This is a genomic window from Gilvimarinus xylanilyticus (assembly GCF_024195295.1).
GTDB classification, from domain to species: Bacteria; Pseudomonadota; Gammaproteobacteria; order Pseudomonadales; family Cellvibrionaceae; genus Gilvimarinus; species Gilvimarinus xylanilyticus.
In genome coordinates this window covers 2,033,777-2,053,438 of record NZ_JAMFTH010000001.1, presented here as the reverse complement: position 1 = coordinate 2,053,438, position 19,662 = coordinate 2,033,777, and the positions used below count along the sequence as shown (strand labels likewise).

Here is a 19,662-nt window from a genome sequence, read left to right as displayed (position 1 = left end):
GTTCTGCGTTCTGCGTTCTGCGTTCTGCGTTCTGCGTTCTGCGTTCTGCGTTCTGCGTTCTGCGTTCTGCGTTCTGCGTTCCGGAGCGGCATTATAGCCAGCTCCGAATTCTTGTAAATCCCTTATTCGTCCAAAAAGCTGCGCAGGTGATCGGAGCGCGAGGGGTGGCGCAGTTTGCGCAGTGCCTTGGCTTCGATCTGACGGATACGCTCGCGGGTTACGTCGAATTGTTTGCCCACTTCTTCCAGAGTGTGGTCGGTGTTCATGTCGATACCGAAGCGCATGCGCAGTACTTTTGCCTCGCGGGCGGTCAGGCCTGCCAGGACGTCGCGGGTGGATTCGGTTAGGCCGATGCTGGTGGCCGATTCCACGGGCGAGACAATGGTGGTGTCTTCAATAAAGTCGCCCAGGTGGGAGTCTTCATCGTCGCCGATGGGGGTCTCCATGGAGATGGGCTCTTTGGCAATTTTAAGAACCTTGCGCACCTTATCTTCGGGCATTTCCATGCGCTCGCCCAGCTCTTCGGGGGTGGGTTCGCGACCCATCTCCTGCAGCATTTGACGCGAGACGCGGTTCAGCTTGTTGATGGTCTCTATCATGTGCACCGGAATACGAATGGTGCGGGCCTGATCCGCAATGGAGCGGGTAATGGCCTGACGGATCCACCAGGTGGCGTAGGTTGAAAACTTGTAGCCGCGGCGGTATTCGAATTTGTCTACCGCTTTCATCAGGCCGATGTTGCCTTCCTGAATCAGATCGAGGAATTGCAGGCCGCGGTTGGTGTACTTTTTCGCGATAGAAATAACCAGGCGCAGGTTGGCCTCGACCATTTCTTTTTTCGCGCGGCGGGCGCGGGCCTCGCCAATGGACATGCGGCGATTGATGTCTTTAATGGCGGCCAGGCTCAGGCCGCTCTCTTCTTCCACCTGTTGCAGCTTGCGCTGCGCGCGCACAATTTGCGGCTCAAACGATAGCAGGCGCTCTGAGTAGTCGCGCTTTTTGCCACCGATTTCGCTGACCCACTGGTCGTTGGATTCGTTGCCCGGAAACTCTTTAACAAAGGTTTTGCGGGGCATTTTCGCTTTGCGCACACAAAAATCCATAATGGCGCGCTCTTCGCGGCGGGCGCGGTCGAGAATATCGCGTACCACAATGTAAATGGGGTCAAACTGACGCGGGGGCAGTTTAAAGAATTTGAAAATCTCGCCCAAAGCAGCCAGCTCTTTTTCCGCTTGTTTGCTATCGCGGCCATGTTTCTCAATGGTTTTTTCGGTTTTGGCCAGCTGCTTTTTCAGGGCGCCAAAGCGCTCTTTGGCCTCTTCCGGATCAACGCCAGAGGTGGATTCTTCGTCGTCGTCATCGTCGGAAGACTTAGCTGGGCTAGAGCCCGCAGTGGGGATTTCGTCCGAAGGGTCCAGCCAGCCGATAATCACATCGGCCAGGCGACGCTCTTCTTTTTCGACCAGTTCGTACTCGTCGATGACCTGCTGTACCGAGCCGGGCCAGTGGGCGATGGCGTGCATCAGCTCGCGCACACCTTCTTCAATACGCTTGGCAATGGCAATTTCGCCCTCGCGGGTCAGCAGCTCCACGGTGCCCATTTCGCGCATGTACATGCGCACCGGGTCAGTGGTGCGACCGGCCTCGGTCTCTACGGCGGCGAGCGCGGCGGCGGCTTCGGCAGCGGCGATTTCGTCTGCGGAGGAGTCTCCATCGGCCATCAACAGATCATCGGCATTGGGCGCCTGTTCAAACACGCGGATGCCCATGTCGTTGATCATTTGGATGATGTCTTCGACCTGATCGGGATCTGAAATATCCTCGGGCAGGTGGTCATTCACTTCGGAGTAGGTCAGGTAGCCCTGTTCTTTACCTCGAGCAATGAGCTCTTTGATGCGAGACTGTTGCTGTTTAGCGTCGTCAGCCATTCGAAACCTTTGAAAGTAGCAGTTAAAAAGCAAGCGCGGGATTATAGCCTAAACGATGGTGGCAGTTCTAGGAATTTCAAGGAAAATAAGGGGGTTAAGCAAGAAAAAAGTTTACTTTTCCCGGCCGATGGCCTGGGCCACCAGGGCGGCTTTTTCTTCGCGCGTCAGCTGGTTGGCATCGGCATGTTTCAGCCTGGCCAATGCCTGGTCGCGGTGGCTTTTGGCCAGTATTTCGCGCATTTTGCCCAGGCTGGACTCCAGCGCGGCGCGGGCGTTGTAGCTGTGTTCGGTGTCGCTCTCGTTGCGGGTCAAGCTGGCAGCCGAATGAAGTAGGTCGTTGCCAGCAATGGCGGCTAAGCGATCGCACTCGGTTTCGCCAAAGTTGGCGCGCCAGTGCCCCAAAATATGCGGTAGCTGATAGTGGCCGCGCTCGTGCAGTAATTTTAGCAATCGCCCCAGGCGGCGCAGCTCAATGTTGTCCTGATTGAGCCAAAAGCTGGGTTCGGGCTCGGTTTCGGCCAGCTCGGGGTGGGCCAGCAGCAGCGCCATGGCCTTGTGGTGCGGCGGCATCAAATAGCGGCTGGGCGCCTGCTCGCGCGGGGCGGCAGCTTCTGCCTGCGGGCGCTCGTCGTAAACCTCGGCGGGAATATCAACCGGCGGCGGGTAGTCGTGATCCTGAGGTGGGGGGATGTCCTCCAGTGGCGCTTGCAGCTCATCGACCCGCACCCGTGCCACGGGTTCCGGTTCCGGCGCCGGGGCGGCGCTGGGCAGGGCCTCGGGCGTTTCCACCAGCTCTTCCAGGGTGCTGCGATTAAGACCTGTGCGATTGGCGAGCGAGTCGAACATCAGCTCGCGGAAGACACCTTTGGGCAGTTTGGCCAGCAGGGGGGCGGCCCGCTTACTTAAGTGCGCGCGGCCTTCCATGGTGCGAATGTTAATACCCTCGGCGGCGGCGTCGAACAGGTAGTCCTCCAGCGGCACCGCCATATCGATCATGTTTTCGAATTTCTCGGGCCCCACTTGCCGCACCAGGGTGTCCGGGTCTTCGCCTTCGGGTAAAAACAAAAACTTTACCTGGCGGCCGTCGGTCATTGCGGGCAGGGACGCTTCAAGGGCGCGGGTGGCCGCGCGGCGCCCGGCGCTGTCGCCGTCAAAGCAGAACACCACTTCACTGGTGTAGCGAAAGGCGCGCTCTAAGTGCTCTTCGCCGCAGGCTGTGCCCAGGGTGGCGACCCCATAGCGGATGCCAAACTGCGCTAGACTGACCACATCCATATAGCCTTCTACCACCAGCAGGCGGGGCAGGTTGCGGTAGGCTTCGCGGGCCTCGTACAGGCCGTAGAGTTCGCGCCCTTTGTGAAAGACCGGGGTTTCCGGAGAGTTTAAATATTTGGGTTTGTCGTCGCCCAGTACCCGCCCACCAAAGCCGATGACCCGGCCGCGGGTGTCGTGTATGGGGAAAACAATGCGGTAGCGAAAGCGATCGTAAAGCCGGTCGGTGTTTTCCGGCTGAATCAGCATGCCCGAGGTCAGTAATCCCTCGCGGGCTTCGCCACTGGTGCCCAGGTTGCTGAGTAGGTTGTCCCAGCCCGGCGGGGCGTAGCCAATGCCATAGTCGCGGGCAATGCGGCCATCGAGGCCCCGGCTTTTTAAATAGTCCACGGCTTTGGCGCGGCCCGGGTGTTCGCGCAGTTGCTGTTGGTAAAAGTCGCTGGATTTTTGCAGTAGCTCGTAAAGACGTTTTCGCAGGCGCTCTTGCTTGGAAACGGCAGGCGAGGTTTCCTCTTTGGGGACTTCCATGGCGCACAGATGCGCCAGCTGTTCCACAGCCTCGGGGAAGGGCAGGCGCTCGTAGTCCATTAAAAAGCCCACGGCATTACCGCTGGCGCCACAGCCAAAGCAGTAATAGAACTGTTTGTCGGGGCTGACGGTAAACGAGGGGGTCTTTTCGTCGTGGAAGGGGCAGCAGGCGGCGTAGTTTTTACCGGTCTTTTTTAGTTTGACGCGATGATCCACCACCTCGACGATATCGAGGCGGTCCAGCAGTTCATCGATAAAAGACTGGGGGATGCGGCTCATGGAGCGAGTTTACGGCAATTTATGAGCCGCGCCTATCGAGCGCGGTATTAACCCAAAGAAGCTTTAATCCGCTTGCTGACATCGGCCATATCGGCACGGCCCTGTACCTGGGGTTTAATCAGGCCCATGATTTTGCCCATGTCGCGCATTTCGCTGGCGCCGGTTTGAGCGATGGCTTTGTCGACAATCTCATCCAGTTCGGCATCGGTGAGCGGTTGGGGCAAAAACTCTTGAATCACAAGGCTTTCGCTCTTTTCCTGCTCGGCCAGCTCGGGGCGGTCTGCCTGCTCGTACTGGGTGATCGAGTCGCGACGCTGCTTGAGCATCTTGTCCAGTACCGCGAGCACGCGGGCATCGTCCAGCTCGATGCGCTCATCGACCTCGATACGTTTAAATTCCGCCATTACCAGACGCAAAACCGCCACGCGCGCTTTTTCTTTAGCGCGCATGGCGGTTTTTAGCTCGTCGTTAATGCGGGTTTTTAGCTCAGACGCCATAAAATACCCTTTTAAGCAGAGCTTAGGCCCAACTGCCCGCAGGCAGTCGGCACCGGCTTAGTACAGGCGTTGGAACTTACGAGACTCGCGCTGTACTTTTTTAGCGTGACGCTTAACCGCGGCCGCCATGTTGCGTTTGCGAACGGCAGTGGGCTTCTCGTAGAACTCGCGGCTGCGAACTTCGGACAATACGCCAGCTTTTTCGCAAGCGCGCTTGAAGCGACGCAGAGCGACGTCAAACGGCTCGTTTTCTTTAATCTTTACTGAAGGCATGCTTTTACCTTTGGTTGAACAAAAAATGTCTAACGTTCTAAGGGTGCGGGATTCTATACACTTAAGCTGACACCTGCAAGCGCTTCTTGCGGGTTTTTTACTCCTTTGGCTGGCCCCAGCCCTGGCGGATCTATATGATAGCGGGCTTTTAAGGCACACGGGCGAAAAGTATGCGAGTACTGGGGATAGAAACCTCCTGTGACGAGACCGGAATTGCGCTCTACGACACCCGCGAGGGGTTGTTGGCGCACGATTTATACTCCCAAATAGCGCTGCACAGTGAATATGGTGGCGTGGTGCCAGAGCTGGCCTCGCGGGATCATGTGCGCAAAATCCTGCCGCTTATTAAAGACGTGCTCGCCCGCGCCCAAACGGATGTCAGCCAAGTAGAAGGCATTGCCTATACCGCTGGCCCCGGTTTGGTGGGGGCCTTAATGGTAGGGGCCAGTGTGGGGCGTTCGCTGGCCTACGCCTGGAAGGTGCCGGCGATTGGCGTGCATCATATGGAGGGCCACTTACTGGCCCCCATGCTGGAAGAGCAGCCGCCGGAGTTCCCCTTTGTCGCCCTCCTGGTATCCGGTGGCCATACCCAGTTGGTTAAGGTAGGGGGGATTGGCCTGTATCAGCTGTTGGGCGAGTCGCTGGACGATGCCGCGGGCGAGGCCTTTGATAAAGCGGCGAAGATGCTGGATTTGGACTATCCCGGTGGCCCCCATGTAGCCCGCTTGGCCGAATCCGGCACCCTGGGCCGGTTTACCTTTCCCCGCCCTATGGTGGATCGCCCGGGGCTCGACTTTAGTTTTTCGGGGCTTAAAACCTATACCTTAAATACCGTGGCCGAGCACAAGGGGCCGGACGGCTTGCCCGATGAGCAAACCTGCGCCGATATCGCTCGGGCTTTTGAAGAGGCGGTGGTCTCCACACTGGTGATTAAATGCCGCCGGGCTTTGGAGCAAACCGGCTACCCGCGCTTGGTGATTGCCGGTGGGGTATCGGCCAATAAACGTTTACGTGCGGGCCTGGAGCAGGCGCTGCGCAAAATAGGCGCTCAGGTGTTTTACGCCCGCCACGAGTTCTGCACCGATAATGGCGCCATGATCGCCTACGCCGGTGCCCAGCGTTTGGCCGCAGGGCAGACCGAGGGGCTCGCCATTAATGTGCGCCCGCGCTGGCCGCTGGATAGCTTGCCGCCCATTTGATTTCGCCTACTGATTGACTGACACAGAGAGCGCCATGGACATCGTCTATATTAGAGACTTACAGATTCAAACCATTATCGGTATTTACGATTGGGAGCGCGAAGTGCGCCAGACCGTGAGCGTCGATTTGGAAATGGCCGCCGATATTCGCCGCGCCGCCGAGACCGACAATATTGAATACGCGCTGAATTATAAGGCTGTTTCCAAACGCATTATCGCCCACGTGGAAAATCGCAGCGCCCTTTTGGTGGAGTCGCTGGCCGAAGAGATTGCCGCCCTGGTGCGCGATGAATTTAACGTGCCCTGGCTGCGTTTGCGCCTGAGTAAGCCCGGCGCTTTGCGCGGCGCTCGGGATGTGGGCCTGATTATCGAGCGCGGAGAAAAGCCGGCATGAGCCGCGTCTATTTAAGCCTGGGCAGTAACATTGATCGCTACCGCCATATTACGGCGGCCCTGGACGCGCTGGCGTCGGAGTTTGGGGCTTTAGACATCTCCACTGTGTACGAAAGTGAGGCTGTGGGCTTTGACGGCAGCAATTTTCTCAATCTGGTGGTGGGGATCAATACCTCGCTGCCGGTCGGCGAACTGTCGGCGCATTTGAAACAGATTGAAGACAATAATGGTCGCAACCGCCAGGGCCCCAAGTTCAGCCCCCGTACCCTGGATATTGATATTCTCACTGTGGATGATTTTGTGGGTGAAGAGGCGGGCGTGGAACTGCCCCGCGACGAAATCACCAAAAATGCTTTTGTCCTTTTGCCTATGGCCGAGCTGGCCCCGGACACCCGCCACCCCTCTTTAAAGCGCAGCTACCGCGAGCTGTGGCAGGATTATGATCAAAGTGCGCAAAAGCTCTGGCCCGTGGCGTTTGAGTGGCGGGGGGAGGAGATATCGATGGTAGGGAAAGTCTGACGTCGGAGGTCGGATGTCAGACGCGGAATGCTGGACGCAAAAGAAGGGGCAGACCTCGTGGTTTGCCCCTTTTTATTGTGAGGTTTATGTTTTAGGAATGTTGACAAAAAACTTGACAGCGCATGTGCCAAAAACGCGATAATTTTGTTCCGCGTTCCCAAATAGCGTCAGACGTCCGACATCAGACGTCAAGCTGTCATCATCACAACCACCGCAATTTTCTAAACAACACCAGCAATCCCGCGCCAATTAAACCCATCAATCCCATCACTATAAAATAGCCGTTTTCCCAGTGCAGTTCGGGGATGTGGTCGAAGTTCATCCCGTAAATACCTGCGATAAAGGTAAGCGGCACAAAGATGGCGGTAATGACGGTCAGTACCCGCATGGTGTTGTTTAGCTGGTGAGAGCTTAGCGAGAGATAGCCGTCAATTAAGTCGCCGCAGATTTCATAGTACATGGTGGACAGGCTGTGCACCCGCTCGCAGCGGTCGAATAAATCCTGCAGGGCGTGAATAATATCCGGCTCGGTTTGCAGGAACAGGTCGGGGGTTTCTTTGAGCAGGGTGTGGGCGATACGCTCGTGGTAGTTAAATACCCGTTTTAATTTGCGCAGGCGCGACTGGTAGGCAATGAGGGTGCGCATGGCCGAGTCGTTGGGGTTGTCCTGCATGGCGTCTTCCAGCTCGTTAATGCGTTCCTCAAAGGTCAGCACCGCGTCCAGAAACCGGCCAATGGAATAGTGCATGATTCGGGTGGCCAGCACTGCCGGCTGCTTAAGTAACTGACCGCTGGTGTCATTCCAGTGCTGCTGTATGCTCATGGATTTGCCCTGGTGAACGCTGATCAGGCATTTCTCTGAGGCAAAGAGCGCAATCGGCACCAGCTCGACATTGAGCTTTTCATCAAAGTGCGTAATGCCCCGGTACAGGGTGACCACCTGATTCTCAAAAGTTTCGGTCTTGGGCGGGTGGCGTTCGCGCTGGGCGTCTTCGACGGCCAGGGGGTGGCAGTCCAGCGACAGCAGTAAATCGCGTTCGGCGCGGGTGTTCTCGCTCAGAATATCTACCCACAAGTAGCCTTCACCGCTTTCGCGCCACAGCTCAATTTGCTCTTCCCCGCCTACCAAGCGTTCGTTGTGCTCGGTCAGCCAAATGGTTTTAATCATAGAAATTCCTGCGCGTTATTGTTGCAAGGTGCGGCCGCCATCAACCGCGAGTATCTGGCCGGTTATGTAGGGCGCATCGGTTAACAGAAATGCCACACTGCGGGCGATATCCAGCGGCTCTCCGGTGCGCTCCAGCGCTATTTTCTCCAGTATAGATTGCTGCGCGGCAGCGTCGAGCTCGGCGGCGTCTTCGGGCCAGGCGATTGCCCCAGGTGCAATGCCATTCACTCGTACCTCTGGGGCCAGCTCGCGCGCCAGGGTTTGGGTAAGCATGACATTCCCCGCTTTGGCCATACAGTAAATACTGTGGTGTTTTAAAGGCCGCTGGGCGTGAATATCGGCGATATTGATAATCGCACCGTTATGCTGCGCCAGAGCGGCGGTCAATTGCTGGCTGAGAAAAAAGGGCGCCTTTAAGTTGCTGGCGAATAGGTCATCCCACTGCTGCTCGCTGGCGCTTTTTAAGGGAGTGGGATAAAAGCTGGAGGCGTTATTGATTAGCGCGTCTAGACGGCTCCAGTGGGTCTGGGCCTGTTGGGCGAGACGCTGTATCTCGTGCATTTGCGCCAAGTCGGCCGCCACGGTGATGGCGCTGTCTGCGCGCTGTTGGTTCAAACGCTCGCTTAGCGCACGGGCGTCTCGGTCCGAGTGGCGGTAATGAATCACAATGCGCCAACCTTTTCGGTGCAAGTGCTCGGCAATGGCCGCGCCGATGCGGCGGGCGCCACCGGTTATCAGTGCCACGGGGGCGTCAGTCATGGGGATAATCCTGTTTTACTTGTTGCAGTATTTTGATTCGCGTCTGCTCAATGGCCTGGCCCAGCTCGGCGCCCTGATAGCCTTGCTGTATTAAGGCCTGGATATCGATTTCTTTAACCGCCTCTAAGGCTGTGCGCAGATAGTCGGGTTGCGGATAATCGCGGTTCTCAAAGCCGGTGCGCCCGCGTGAATCGGCCTCGCAAGCCAGTAAAAACTGGTTAAAGCGCTCGGGCTTTCGGTAGGCGTCAGTTCGCTTAAACAGTTTTTGCACGGTGCTGGGTTTTAGCTCCAGGGCGCGGTGGCAGTGAGTGTGAAACTCGGCGGTTATCAAGGCCAGGTCGCGGCAGTCGTTGGGTACGGCCAGGCGCTGGCAGAGGGCCTTAACCAGCGGCAGGCTTTTTACTTCGTGACCGATATGGCGGGGCAATACATCTTTGGGAGTAACGCCCTTGCCCAAATCGTGCATTAGTGCGGCAAAGCGCACCGCTACGCTGTCAGTCAGTTTGCAAGCTTGTTGGAGCACCATCAGACAGTGAATGCCGGTGTCGATTTCGGGGTGGTGCTCGGCCCGTTGAGGTACGCCGAACAGGGCGTCCAGCTCGGGCATTACCTTGTCCAGGGCGCCGCAATCGCGCAGAACCTGTACAAAAACCTCGGGATTTTGCTCGCCTAGGGCGCGGGCCAGCTCTTTCCAAACTCGTTCGGCGACCAAGTGATTGGCTTCACCGGCTTGAACCATCTCGCGCATTAGCGCCATGGTGGAATCGGCAACGGTAAACCCCAAGTGGTGATAGCGCGCGGCAAAGCGGGCCACCCGCAGAATGCGCACGGGGTCTTCACTAAAAGCGGGGGAGACATGTCGTAACAGCCTGTGCTTTAGATCCTGTTCGCCGCCGTAGGGGTCGATTAGCTCGCCGCACTCGCTCTGGGCAATAGCGTTAATGGTTAAGTCGCGGCGGCTCAGATCGTCTTCCAGAGTGACGCTTGGGGCGCAGTAAAAGCTAAACCCGGTGTAGCCTGGGGCGGTTTTGCGCTCGGTGCGGGCGAGGGCATATTCCTCTTTGGTGACCGGGTGTAAAAACACCGGAAAGTCTTTGCCTACGGGGCTGTAGCCCTGATCGGTCATCTGTTCGGGGGTGGCCCCCACCACCACCCAGTCTTTTTCGCTGAAAGGGTAGCCCAGCAGACGGTCGCGCACGGCGCCGCCCACCAGATAGGTTTGGAAATCGGCCGGTGTAGAGGAGGGTGTTTTGGTCATCTTGCTATGGTATCGACTAACGCTTAAGGAGAGAACGGAAAATGGAATTTTTTACCCATAAGGCAAATTACGTATTGTTTGACATAAGGTTTTATGCGTCAGCGAAGGCATTGTAAAAAGGCTATTTTTTACGAATGTTTCATTTTGGTGCGATCGCCGAAAAAGTGGATTCGCTTATGCACGCTTGTAGTGCTTCGGCTGTTCGGTAAAATCCAGGTTTTGAGTGTTTTTTTAAGTAAGTTTATGAAATTAAAGGGAAAATTTAAGTTGGCTTGGTCTTCGCTATAACACGGGCAAGCTAAGTCGATGCGCCGAGCGCTAATACGCAAATGCGCCGATAGCTACCAAAAAGAAGATTACTGCCATTAGAAACTAGAGGAAGATTTCATGAAGATGATGAACAAAAAAGTACTGGCCAGCGCCGTTGCCGCATCTGCTATTGCCCTGAGTGCGGTAGCACCTTCAGCCAGTGCGGCTGAAGTATCCGCTTCGGTAGGTGCTGCCAACATGTACTACTGGCGTGGTATGGATCTGGGGGCCGGCGATGCGGCTATCTCGGGGGATCTGTCTGTCAGTGCCGGTGGTTTCTACGGCGGTTTGTGGGGCTCGTCAGGTGACGCCGCCCTGGGTACCGAGTATGACATTTACGCCGGTTACGGTGCCGAAATGGGTGATTTCCGTTTTGACGTTAGCGCTTGGTCCTACGTGTACCCCGAGACAGATACCAATCCTGGCGATTTGATGGAAGTTGTGGCCAGTGTTGGTTTTGGTCCGGTTGACTTTACCTATTACGACAATATCGAAGGTGATGAAGACTACTGGTATGCCACTGCAGCAGTTACCATGGGTGACTTCGGTCTCCTTTACGGTCAGCACGACTTTACTGATGGAACAGAATACTCACACGTTGACCTGTCTTACGCATTCAACGACAACCTGAGCTTTACCGTCGGTGTGCCGGTTGAAGACGAAGGCGGCCCTAATGACAATGCGAAATTTATCGTTTCTCTGAGCCTGCCTATCGAATTCTAAGCAAGCCAGAACGACTATAAGCCGCGCTTTAAGCGCGGCAACAAACAGTGAGCATGAGCTGTCAGGGCAAACTTCGGTTTGCCCTTTTTTATGTAATAAGTTCTCCTAAAACGACCATTTCAATGGGCCGTTGTTTCAGCAAACCATCACGCTATCGTTCTGCGTTCTGCGTTCTGCGTTCTGCGTTCTGCGTTCTGCGTTCTGCGTTCTGCGTTCTGCGTTCTGCGTTCTGCGTCAGTCATCCGACCGAGCAACGGCCCCCGGCAAAGCCACAGTAAAACGCGCCCCACCCATGGGTGAGCGGGCAATCTCCAGCCCACCGTGATACCCCGCCGCAATATCGGCGCAAATCGCCAGCCCAATGCCCTGGCCGGGCTTGGAGGTGTCCAACCGCTGGCCTCGCTCTACCGAGCTGGCGCGCAGTGATTCGGCAATGCCGTCTCCGTCGTCATCGACATTGATCAGAAGCTTCGCGTCTTTAACTTTCGCACTTACGGTTACCTGGCTGTGGCCGTATTTAAAGGCGTTGTCCAGCAGGTTGCCCATAATTTCCATCAGATCTTGCTCATCGCCGACAAAGCGTGTGTGTTTGTCGATATCCAGCGCTAAACTGATGCCTTTGTCGCGATAGATTTTCTGCAATGATTTACCCAGTCGTTCGCACACGTTAATCACCGATACTTGCGTTTGGCTGCCCTGGCTGTGTTCGCTAACGGCGCGCTGTAATTGATATTTCACCACTTGGTCCATCCTCTCTACCTGTTCTCTAATTTGTCGGGCGTAGTCTTCGGCACCCTGGGGGGCGTTGGCATTGTGCAGCACTGCCAAGGGGGTTTTTAGACTGTGGGCCAAGTCGCCCAGGCTGTTGCGGTAGCGTTTGCGCAGCCGGGCTTCACTTTGCAGTACCCGGTTTAGGCGGTCCACCACCCGCTGAATTTCGTGGGGGTAGCGGCCGGTTAGGGTTCGGGTTTCACCGCTTTGCATTTTGCTCAGCGATTGCGCCAGGGTGCGCAGCGGCCGCAGAGCCCAGCTAAGCAGGCCGATTTGTAACAGAATCATCACCACCAATGCGGCCAGCAGCCATCGAATCATGGTGGTGCGAAAAGCGCTTAAGGCGCTGTAATAGCTTTCGCCCGTATGTACCAGAGCAAAACGAAAAGGTAGGGTGGCGCCGCTGGCGGTTTCCCAGAGCACGTCAAAGCTGGCGAAAAAGGCCTGGCTGTTTTGGTGACGGCGCTGGCTGATTTGCATTTGCCCGGGGCGGGGGTAGGGGCCAAAATCGCCCAGCGCGGGCAGGTTTTCGTTTAATACACTGGAGCCCGAGCGCCACACTAGCGAGCCGTCGGCGCGATACACAAAGGCGGCCAGGCCCGAGCTAGGCTGTTCCAGGTCGGGTTCGATAAGGGTGGAGGGTAGCTCAAGCTCGGCGCCGCGCATCTCGGCGACGGAAAACAACAGATAGAAATAGCGCTCCAGGCGCACTTGCTCGGCCGCGATTAAGCTATTGCGCACAGCTTTATCCAGCGCCGCTCCGGTAATCAGCAGTAACAACGGCAGTGCCAACAGGGTACCCAGAGAAAGGCGCGCCTTGAGGGTAGCCGGTTTCATGAATCCGTGGGTTCGAGGTTAAAGCGATAGCCCAACCCCCGCTGGGTGCTGATCAGGTTCAGGCTCCCGTCCGGGTCCAGCTTTTTGCGCAGCCGCCCTACAAACACCTCGATGGTGTTGCTGTCGCGATCAAAATCCTGAGCGTAAAGGTGCTCTGTTAATTGGGCTTTGGATAGTGTTTTGCCGCGATTGAGGGCCAGTTGCAGCAGGGTGTTGTACTCGTAGCCGGTTAGTTCTACGGCCCGGTCATTTAGGGTAACGGCCTTGGCGTCAGTGTCGATGGTGAGCGTGCCAAAATGCATTTTGCTCTGAGCCAGTCCGTGGGCGCGGCGCAACAGGGCCTGCACCCGGGCGCGCAGCTCTTCGGGGTGAAAGGGCTTGGTTAAGTAATCATCGCCACCGGCCTCTAGCCCCTCAACCTTGTCTTGCCAGGCATCCCGGGCGGTGAGAATTAACATGGGGTAGTTCCGGTTTTTCTCGCGCAGCTGGCGGATCAGGCTGATACCGTCCAGCTCGGGCAGTCCCAGGTCGATAATGGCCAGGTCATAGTCGTACTCTTCACCTAAGTACAGCGCTTCGCGGCCGTCGTGGCTGTGGTCGCAGGCAAAACCCGCAGCCTGCATTTGCTCGCCAATTTGCCGGTTTAGGTTGGCATCGTCTTCGACTATCAGTAGGCGCATGGTCGGCTCCGGGGTGTTATTTTAGGGGTTGGCCGCTGTTGGCATCGATCAGTACAGAGTGAATGCGGCCGTTTTTTTGCAGTAATTTAACCCGGAAAACGGCCCGGCCTTTGTGCTGGACGGCTTTAATGTCAATAACCTTGCCGCCAAAGGTTTTGCGCGCAATCTTTCCCGCTTGAGCGGCGCTAATAGCGCAAGGTTGCACGCTAGCTGGAACGCTACTGGGGGGCAGACTGAGCGGAGCGGCCTGAGCGTATAGGCTAAACAGGCAAGCGGTGAGACAAAGCAGCCGTTTCATCAAATAAAAACCTATGGTGAGTCGAACACCCATTGTAGAGGCAGGCGCGGTTTGCTGGCCAGTTCCGTAATGGTAAAGCGGTAGCCTTAACCGCAGCTGAAGCATAGTGTTACAGGGGCGCTTGCGGGTATAATTGCCGCAAATTTTGCCAAAGTACACGGGTTTAACATGTTGGATAAGGTTTCTGTCACAGAATATATGGCTCAGGTGGGACGCGAGGCCCGCGCCGCATCGCGCGCATTGGCTGCGACCAGCACCGGCGTAAAGAACGAAGCGCTGCTGGCCATGGCCCGCGAGCTGGACGCTAACCGCGCCCATTTGATGGCCGAAAACGAAAAAGATCTCGATGCCGGGCGGGCCAATGGTCTGGAAGAAGCATTGGTGGATCGCTTAGCGCTTAAGCCCCAAACTATCGACGGTATGATCGAGGGCTTGCGTCAGGTAGCGGCGCTGCCCGATCCCTGTGGTGAAATCACCGATATGAGCTTTCGCCCCAGCGGTATTCAGGTAGGCAAAATGCGAGTGCCTTTGGGCGTGGTGGGGATTATTTACGAGTCCCGCCCCAATGTCACCATTGATGCCGCCAGCCTGTGCTTGAAGTCGGGTAATGCCGCTATTTTGCGCGGCGGCAGTGAGGCGATTCACTCTAACCGCGCCATCGCCGAGTGTATTGGCCGTGGCTTGCGCGAAGCGGGCTTGCCCGAGGCCTGTGTGCAGGTGGTACAAACTACCGATCGCGCCGCCGTGGGTTCGCTGATTACCATGCCCGAGTTTGTCGATGTGATTGTACCGCGCGGCGGCAAGGGGCTGATTGAGCGCATTTCCCGCGAGGCCTCGGTGCCGGTCATTAAACACTTAGACGGCATCTGCCACGTGTACATCGATGCCAAAGCCGATTTGGATAAAGCCTTTGCCATTGCCTTTAACGCCAAAACCCATCGCTATGGGGTGTGCAATGCCATGGAAACTCTGTTGGTAGACGCTTCAGTCGCGGCGGATATTCTGCCGCGTTTGGCCGAGGCCTATAACGCCGAGGGCGTTGAGCTGCGCGGCTGCGACAAAACCCGCGCCATTATTGACGCCCAGGCGGCGACTGACGAAGACTGGGCCACCGAATATTTGGCGCCTATTCTGGCCATTCGCGTGGTGGACTCGCTGGACGAGGCCATGGCTCATATTGCCCGTTACAGCTCGCAGCATACCGAGTCGATCGTCACCGAAGATTATACCCGGGGGCGCCGCTTTATTACCGAGGTGGATTCCAGTTCGGTGATGATTAATGCCTCGACGCGCTTTGCCGACGGTTTCGAATATGGTCTGGGCGCCGAAATTGGTATTTCTACCGATAAAATCCACGCCCGTGGGCCGGTGGGGTTGGAAGGGCTGACCTCGCAGAAGTGGATCGTGTTTGGCGACGGACAAATTCGCCACTAATGCGTCGTAAAATTGCCGTATTTGGCGGCACTTTTAATCCTATACATCACGGGCACCTGCGCTTGGCGCTGGATCTGGTTCAGCAAGTGAGCTTTGATCAGATGCGGCTGGTGCCCTGCCATATCCCCATGCACCGCGAAGACCCAAGCGTCGCCAGCCGGCGCCGGGCGCGCATGGTGGAGTTGGCGATCGCAGGCAGCCCCACACTCACTCTGGACACCTGCGAGCTCGAGCGCGGCAGCGCATCCTATTCGGTGGACACTCTGGCCCAGCTGCGCGCCGAGCAGGGGGGCGAGGCCTCTATCTCGCTGATTATGGGGCTGGATGCCTATTTGGGCTTAATGCGCTGGCACCGCTGGGAAGAATTGCTGCAATTGGGGCACTTGGTGGTGGTGGACAGACCCGGATACCAAATGCCGAAAAGCGGCCCTTTGGCGGACTTTGATCGCGAGCATGGCGCCGCGACTAAAGTCTTGGAGCAAGCCAGTCACGGCTTTGTGGTCCATTTGGATATACGGGCGCTGGATATCAGCGCCACCGAAATTCGCACACTAACGGCGCAGGGGCTCTCGACCCGTTACCTGCTGCCCGAGGCGGTGCGCCATTATATTGCCGAGCGCGGTTTGTACGGCGCGGGCGACCCGGTCGATAAAACCTATTGATCGCACAACCTTGGAAAACTTATGTCTGATTCTGTAATGCCAATTTTGTTAGAAGCGCTGGACGATCTGAAAGCGCGAGATGTACAAGAAGTGGACGTGCGCGGCAAGAGCGACGTCATGGATACCATGCTGATCGCCTCGGGTACCTCAAATCGCCATGTGAAATCTCTGGCGGGGAATGCCGTCGAAGATGCCAAAGCGGCCGGGTTTCAGCCTTTGGGGGTTGAGGGGCTGGAAAGTGGCGAGTGGGTGCTGGTGGACTTTGGCGATATCGTCCTGCATGTGATGATGCCCGAAACTCGCGAGTTCTACGATTTGGAAAAACTCTGGTCGGTGGAACCGGCGAGCCGCTCGAAGGACTAATAGGTGCGCGTTAAGCTGATTGCGGTAGGCACCCGCATGCCCGCCTGGGTGCAGGAGGGCTTTGCCGAATACGCCAAGCGCCTGCCCAAGGGGGATATGCCCGTCGAGCTTATCGAGCTGGCGCTGGGCGCGCGGGGAAAAAACAGCGATATTAACCGCGCCATGGAAAAAGAGGGCGAGGCAATGCTCGCGGCCATTGGTCGCACTGATAAAGTGATCGCGCTGGATGTAAAAGGGCGCAACTGGAGCACCGAGCAGCTGGCCGGTAAGCTGGAAAACTGGCGCATGGACGGCCGGGATGTCTGCCTGTTAATCGGCGGTCCCGACGGTCTGGCGCCCCAGGCGCTGGCGCGCGCCGATGAGCGCTGGTCGCTGTCGGCCCTGACCCTGCCGCACCCGATTGTGCGGGTGGTGTTAATGGAGCAGCTGTATCGCGCCTGGACTGTTATCAATCACCATCCGTATCATAAATAAATAATAGGTTTCGCGCTCCACTCTCATGTCAGAAGCCCGCCAGTTTAAAGATCACCACCGCGAAGCCAGATTGTTTTTTGGCCGGGCACTGTTCGCCGCCGTGATCATTGTGGTGCTTACCGGGGTATTGGTGGTGCGCTTTTACTCCCTCCAGGTTACCCATCACGACGACTATGTCACCCAGTCGGACCGCAACCGGGTGCATGTGCTGCCTATTCCCCCCACCCGGGGGTTAATTTACGATCGCAATGGCGAGCTATTGGCCGAGAACCGCGCCAGTTATACCTTATCCATCGTCCACGAACGGGTGGATGATTTGGGCCGTACCCTGTCGGTGCTGGGCGAGTTGGTGGAGGTCAGCCCCACGGACATCGAAAAGTTTAACGATCAGTTGCGTCAGCGCCGGCGCCCCTTCGATGCAGTGCCACTGCGCTACAACCTGACCGAAGAAGAAATCGCCCGCTTGGCGGTCAATGAATACCGCCTGGACGGGGTCGAGGTGCACGCGCAGTTGGTTCGCCATTACACCCACGCCGAGCTGTTCGCCCACACCATTGGCTATGTGGGGCGAATTAACGAGCGCGAACTCACTTCTTTCAGTGAAGAGCAGCACCAGCGTTACGCGGGGACCCACTCCATCGGCAAAAACGGCCTAGAGCGCTCCTACGAGGACGAGCTGCTGGGCACGGTTGGCTACCAAAACGTGGAAACCAACGCCCGGGGGCGAGTGCTGCGGGTGCTGGAAAGCAGTGACCCCAAGCCCGGTAAAGACCTGGTGTTGCACCTGGATACTCAGCTACAGCAAAAAGCCTTTGAGGCGCTCGAAGGCCATCGCGGCGCTGTGGTGGCGGTGGATGTAAAAACAGGCGGCGTGCTGGCTGCGGTCAGTGCCCCCAGCTTCGATGCCAACTTGTTTGTCACCGGCATCAGTTTTAAGGACTATCGCGAGCTCAATCAGTCCCGCGATTTGCCGCTGTTTAATCGTTTTTTACAGGGACAGTATCCGCCGGGTTCCACGGTTAAACCCGTGATTGCCATGGCGGGTTTGCACTACGATATTGTCACCCCCTCGGACACCGTCTACGACCCGGGGTTTTACCGCCTGCCTAACAGCAGTCGCTTGTACCGCGACTGGAAGCGCCGGGGCCATGGCACCAAAGTGGATTTAAAGCAGGCGATCGCGGAATCCTGTGACACCTACTTTTACGACCTGGGCCACAATATGGGCATCGATAAAATGCATGCCTTTGGTTATCAGTTTGGTATGGGCGAGAAAACGGGTGTGGATGTGCCCAACGAGCGGCGCGGAATCTGGCCTTCGCGAGATTGGAAGCGGGGCGCGCGCGGGGTGGCCTGGTATCCGGGGGATAACCTGAATGTCGCCATCGGTCAGGGCGATGTGTTGGCAACCCCTATGCAACTGGGGGTGATGGTGTCCACCCTGGCCAGTCGCGGCGCCCACTATAGACCCCATATGGTTGCCAGTGTCGGGGGCGAGACGGTGGAGCCAGAACTGATCAATCAAGTGCAGGTGGATGACGCCCACTGGGACGCCATTTTAGAGGCCATGGAAGAGGTGATACACGGCACCCGTGGCACCGCCCGGCGGATTGGTCAGGGCGCCGAATATCACATGGCGGGTAAAACCGGTACCGCCCAGGTGGTGGCGATTGCCCAAGGTGAAGAGTACGACTCGGAAGCCTTGAGTGAGCGCAACCGCGATCACGCATTATTTGTCGGCTTTGCGCCCTATGACGATCCGCAGATTGCGGTGGCGGTACTGGTTGAGAATGCCGAATCCGGTTCGGGGGCGGCGGCGCCCGTGGCGCGCAAGGTGTTCGACGCCTGGCTGCTCGATGCCGACAATCAGGCCGAGGAGCCCTAATGCCCCATCAGGATTTTTTGCGTCGTTTGCCCGAATCAGACCGCGCGCTGCGCAAGCGCGACCGGTTGCAGCAGCGTTTGCATGTGGATTTTTGGCTGTTGTTATTGTTGCTGATTATCACCGGCGGTGGGCTGGTGGTGCTGTTCAGTGCGGGCGACCAATCCATGGCAACCATTAAACGCCAGGGCATTTACTTTGTGCTGGCCTACATCGCGATGTTTATGGTGGCGCAGGTACCGGTGCACTTTATGCGTCGCCTGGCCCCCTGGGCTTACGTGGCCGGGGTAGGGCTGTTGGTGGCGGTTATTTTGGTAGGGGTGGGGGCCAAGGGTGCTCAGCGCTGGCTGAGCCTGGGCGGCTTTCGCTTTCAGCCCTCGGAGTTTATGAAGCTCGCCATGCCCATCGCGATAGCGGCTTATTTGGGGCAACGGCATCTGCCGCCGGTGTTTAAGCATGTATTTTTTACCCTGGTGCTGGTGGCGATACCGGTGGTGCTTATCGTTAAACAGCCAGATTTAGGCACCTCGATTTTGGTGGCCGCATCGGGGTTAATGGTGTTGTTTTTTGCCGGTTTATCCTGGCGCTATATTTTTGCGGCGGTGGCGGCCATGCTCGCCAGCCTATGGCCTTTGTGGCAATTTGTCTTGCACGATTATCAGAAAAAACGCGTGCTAACCCTGTTGAACCCAGAGGCGGATCGTCTGGGGGCGGGCTGGAATATTATCCAGTCCAAAACGGCCATTGGTTCCGGTGGCGTGCCGGGTAAAGGATGGCTGCAGGGCACCCAATCCCATTTGGATTTTCTGCCCGAAGGGCACACGGATTTTATTATTGCGGTCTTGGCCGAAGAGTTTGGCCTAATGGGTGTGCTGATTCTGCTGGGCCTGTACTTACTGATTGTGCTGCGCGGTTTAACCATCGCCATTCGCGCTCAGGACAGTTTTGGACGCTTACTCGCGGCCAGCATTACCCTGACATTCTTTGTCTATGTGTTCGTCAATATCGGTATGGTGTCCGGGCTTTTGCCCGTGGTGGGGGTGCCCCTGCCGCTGGTGAGCCAGGGCGGGACTTCCATTGTCACCTTGATGACGGGCTTTGGTATATTGATGGCTATCGCCACCGAAAGGCGCAAAGTGATTCGCTAAATTGGAGT

General features: G+C 57.0%; 20 protein-coding genes. 10 read left to right on the top strand and 10 right to left on the bottom strand.

The window, feature by feature from the left end:
* Positions 1-122: 122 nt before the first annotated feature.
* The 4 genes from rpoD to rpsU all read right to left on the bottom strand — a co-directional run bounded on the left by rpoD (position 123) and on the right by rpsU (position 4,777).
* The gene (gene rpoD / locus M6D89_RS08950) at positions 123-1,928 is read right to left on the bottom strand and encodes an RNA polymerase sigma factor RpoD (protein ID WP_253967671.1); all 1,806 of its coding nucleotides are present in this window, start codon (positions 1,926-1,928) and stop codon (positions 123-125) included.
* A gap of 111 nt (positions 1,929-2,039) precedes the next feature.
* Positions 2,040-4,007, bottom strand: a complete 1,968-nt coding sequence (dnaG, locus tag M6D89_RS08945) for a DNA primase (protein ID WP_253967670.1) — start codon at positions 4,005-4,007, stop codon at positions 2,040-2,042.
* Between the two features lie 47 nt (positions 4,008-4,054).
* Positions 4,055-4,504: a GatB/YqeY domain-containing protein gene (locus M6D89_RS08940; protein ID WP_253967669.1), complete on the bottom strand. Its 450-nt coding sequence runs from the start codon at positions 4,502-4,504 to the stop codon at positions 4,055-4,057.
* 57 nt (positions 4,505-4,561) lie between these two features.
* Complete coding sequence (gene rpsU / locus M6D89_RS08935; RefSeq protein ID WP_215976076.1) at positions 4,562-4,777, bottom strand: 30S ribosomal protein S21; 216 nt, start codon at positions 4,775-4,777, stop codon at positions 4,562-4,564.
* Between the two features lie 170 nt (positions 4,778-4,947).
* Between rpsU and tsaD the strand changes: the two genes are divergently transcribed.
* Genes tsaD through folK form a run of 3 tightly spaced genes read left to right on the top strand, consistent with a single transcriptional unit; the run spans position 4,948 to position 6,888 of the window.
* A complete protein-coding gene (gene tsaD / locus M6D89_RS08930) occupies positions 4,948-5,976 on the top strand; it encodes a tRNA (adenosine(37)-N6)-threonylcarbamoyltransferase complex transferase subunit TsaD (RefSeq protein ID WP_253967668.1) in 1,029 nt (342 codons plus the stop codon).
* Positions 5,977-6,010: 34 nt separating this feature from the next.
* Positions 6,011-6,370 carry a dihydroneopterin aldolase gene (gene folB / locus M6D89_RS08925; RefSeq protein WP_253967667.1) on the top strand — a complete coding sequence of 120 codons (360 nt, stop codon included), beginning with the start codon at positions 6,011-6,013 and terminating at the stop codon, positions 6,368-6,370.
* The gene (gene folK, locus M6D89_RS08920; RefSeq protein ID WP_253967666.1) at positions 6,367-6,888 is read left to right on the top strand and encodes a 2-amino-4-hydroxy-6-hydroxymethyldihydropteridine diphosphokinase; all 522 of its coding nucleotides are present in this window, start codon (positions 6,367-6,369) and stop codon (positions 6,886-6,888) included. The genes folB and folK overlap by 4 nt, the downstream gene beginning before the upstream one ends.
* Positions 6,889-7,090: 202 nt before the next feature.
* On the opposite strand, the gene M6D89_RS08915 is transcribed toward folK, so the two are convergent.
* From M6D89_RS08915 to M6D89_RS08905, 3 genes are read right to left on the bottom strand one after another with little or no spacing between them, the layout of a single operon-like run.
* The gene (locus M6D89_RS08915) at positions 7,091-8,056 is read right to left on the bottom strand and encodes a magnesium transporter CorA family protein (RefSeq protein ID WP_253967665.1); all 966 of its coding nucleotides are present in this window, start codon (positions 8,054-8,056) and stop codon (positions 7,091-7,093) included.
* A 15-nt stretch (positions 8,057-8,071) separates the two neighbouring features.
* A complete protein-coding gene (locus tag M6D89_RS08910) occupies positions 8,072-8,815 on the bottom strand; it encodes a pteridine reductase (protein WP_253967664.1) in 744 nt (247 codons plus the stop codon).
* On the bottom strand, positions 8,808-10,073 hold the full coding sequence (locus M6D89_RS08905) for a multifunctional CCA addition/repair protein (RefSeq protein ID WP_253967663.1): 1,266 nt from the start codon (positions 10,071-10,073) through the stop codon (positions 8,808-8,810). Before M6D89_RS08905 ends, M6D89_RS08910 begins: the two co-directional genes overlap by 8 nt.
* A 387-nt stretch (positions 10,074-10,460) precedes the next feature.
* Here M6D89_RS08905 and M6D89_RS08900 point away from each other — a divergent pair, with 387 nt between their 5' ends.
* The gene (locus M6D89_RS08900) at positions 10,461-11,105 is read left to right on the top strand and encodes a TorF family putative porin (RefSeq protein WP_253967662.1); all 645 of its coding nucleotides are present in this window, start codon (positions 10,461-10,463) and stop codon (positions 11,103-11,105) included.
* A 234-nt stretch (positions 11,106-11,339) separates the two neighbouring features.
* Here the strand turns inward: M6D89_RS08900 and M6D89_RS08895 are convergent, their stop codons facing one another.
* The 3 genes from M6D89_RS08895 to M6D89_RS08885 are packed head-to-tail and all read right to left on the bottom strand — an operon-like array spanning position 11,340 to position 13,691.
* Complete coding sequence (locus tag M6D89_RS08895) at positions 11,340-12,713, bottom strand: ATP-binding protein (protein WP_253967661.1); 1,374 nt, start codon at positions 12,711-12,713, stop codon at positions 11,340-11,342.
* Positions 12,710-13,393 carry a response regulator transcription factor gene (locus M6D89_RS08890; RefSeq protein WP_253967660.1) on the bottom strand — a complete coding sequence of 228 codons (684 nt, stop codon included), beginning with the start codon at positions 13,391-13,393 and terminating at the stop codon, positions 12,710-12,712. The genes M6D89_RS08895 and M6D89_RS08890 overlap by 4 nt, the downstream gene beginning before the upstream one ends.
* A gap of 16 nt (positions 13,394-13,409) precedes the next feature.
* Positions 13,410-13,691 carry a PepSY domain-containing protein gene (locus tag M6D89_RS08885; RefSeq protein ID WP_253967659.1) on the bottom strand — a complete coding sequence of 94 codons (282 nt, stop codon included), beginning with the start codon at positions 13,689-13,691 and terminating at the stop codon, positions 13,410-13,412.
* Between the two features lie 168 nt (positions 13,692-13,859).
* On the opposite strand from M6D89_RS08885, the gene M6D89_RS08880 reads away from it, so the two are divergent.
* From M6D89_RS08880 to rodA, 6 genes are read left to right on the top strand one after another with little or no spacing between them, the layout of a single operon-like run.
* Positions 13,860-15,125: a glutamate-5-semialdehyde dehydrogenase gene (locus M6D89_RS08880; RefSeq protein WP_253967658.1), complete on the top strand. Its 1,266-nt coding sequence runs from the start codon at positions 13,860-13,862 to the stop codon at positions 15,123-15,125.
* Positions 15,125-15,787 carry a nicotinate-nucleotide adenylyltransferase gene (nadD, locus tag M6D89_RS08875; protein ID WP_253967657.1) on the top strand — a complete coding sequence of 221 codons (663 nt, stop codon included), beginning with the start codon at positions 15,125-15,127 and terminating at the stop codon, positions 15,785-15,787. The genes M6D89_RS08880 and nadD overlap by 1 nt, the downstream gene beginning before the upstream one ends.
* A gap of 21 nt (positions 15,788-15,808) precedes the next feature.
* The gene (gene rsfS / locus M6D89_RS08870; protein WP_253967656.1) at positions 15,809-16,150 is read left to right on the top strand and encodes a ribosome silencing factor; all 342 of its coding nucleotides are present in this window, start codon (positions 15,809-15,811) and stop codon (positions 16,148-16,150) included.
* Positions 16,151-16,153: 3 nt separating this feature from the next.
* Positions 16,154-16,624, top strand: coding sequence for a 23S rRNA (pseudouridine(1915)-N(3))-methyltransferase RlmH (gene rlmH, locus M6D89_RS08865; protein WP_253967655.1), 471 nt, complete (start codon positions 16,154-16,156; stop codon positions 16,622-16,624).
* A 25-nt stretch (positions 16,625-16,649) separates the two neighbouring features.
* Positions 16,650-18,509, top strand: coding sequence for a penicillin-binding protein 2 (mrdA, locus tag M6D89_RS08860; protein ID WP_253967654.1), 1,860 nt, complete (start codon positions 16,650-16,652; stop codon positions 18,507-18,509).
* Positions 18,509-19,654 (top strand): rod shape-determining protein RodA, encoded by a 1,146-nt coding sequence (rodA, locus tag M6D89_RS08855; protein ID WP_253967653.1) that lies wholly within the window; start codon positions 18,509-18,511, stop codon positions 19,652-19,654. The genes mrdA and rodA overlap by 1 nt, the downstream gene beginning before the upstream one ends.
* Positions 19,655-19,662: the final 8 nt, after the last annotated feature.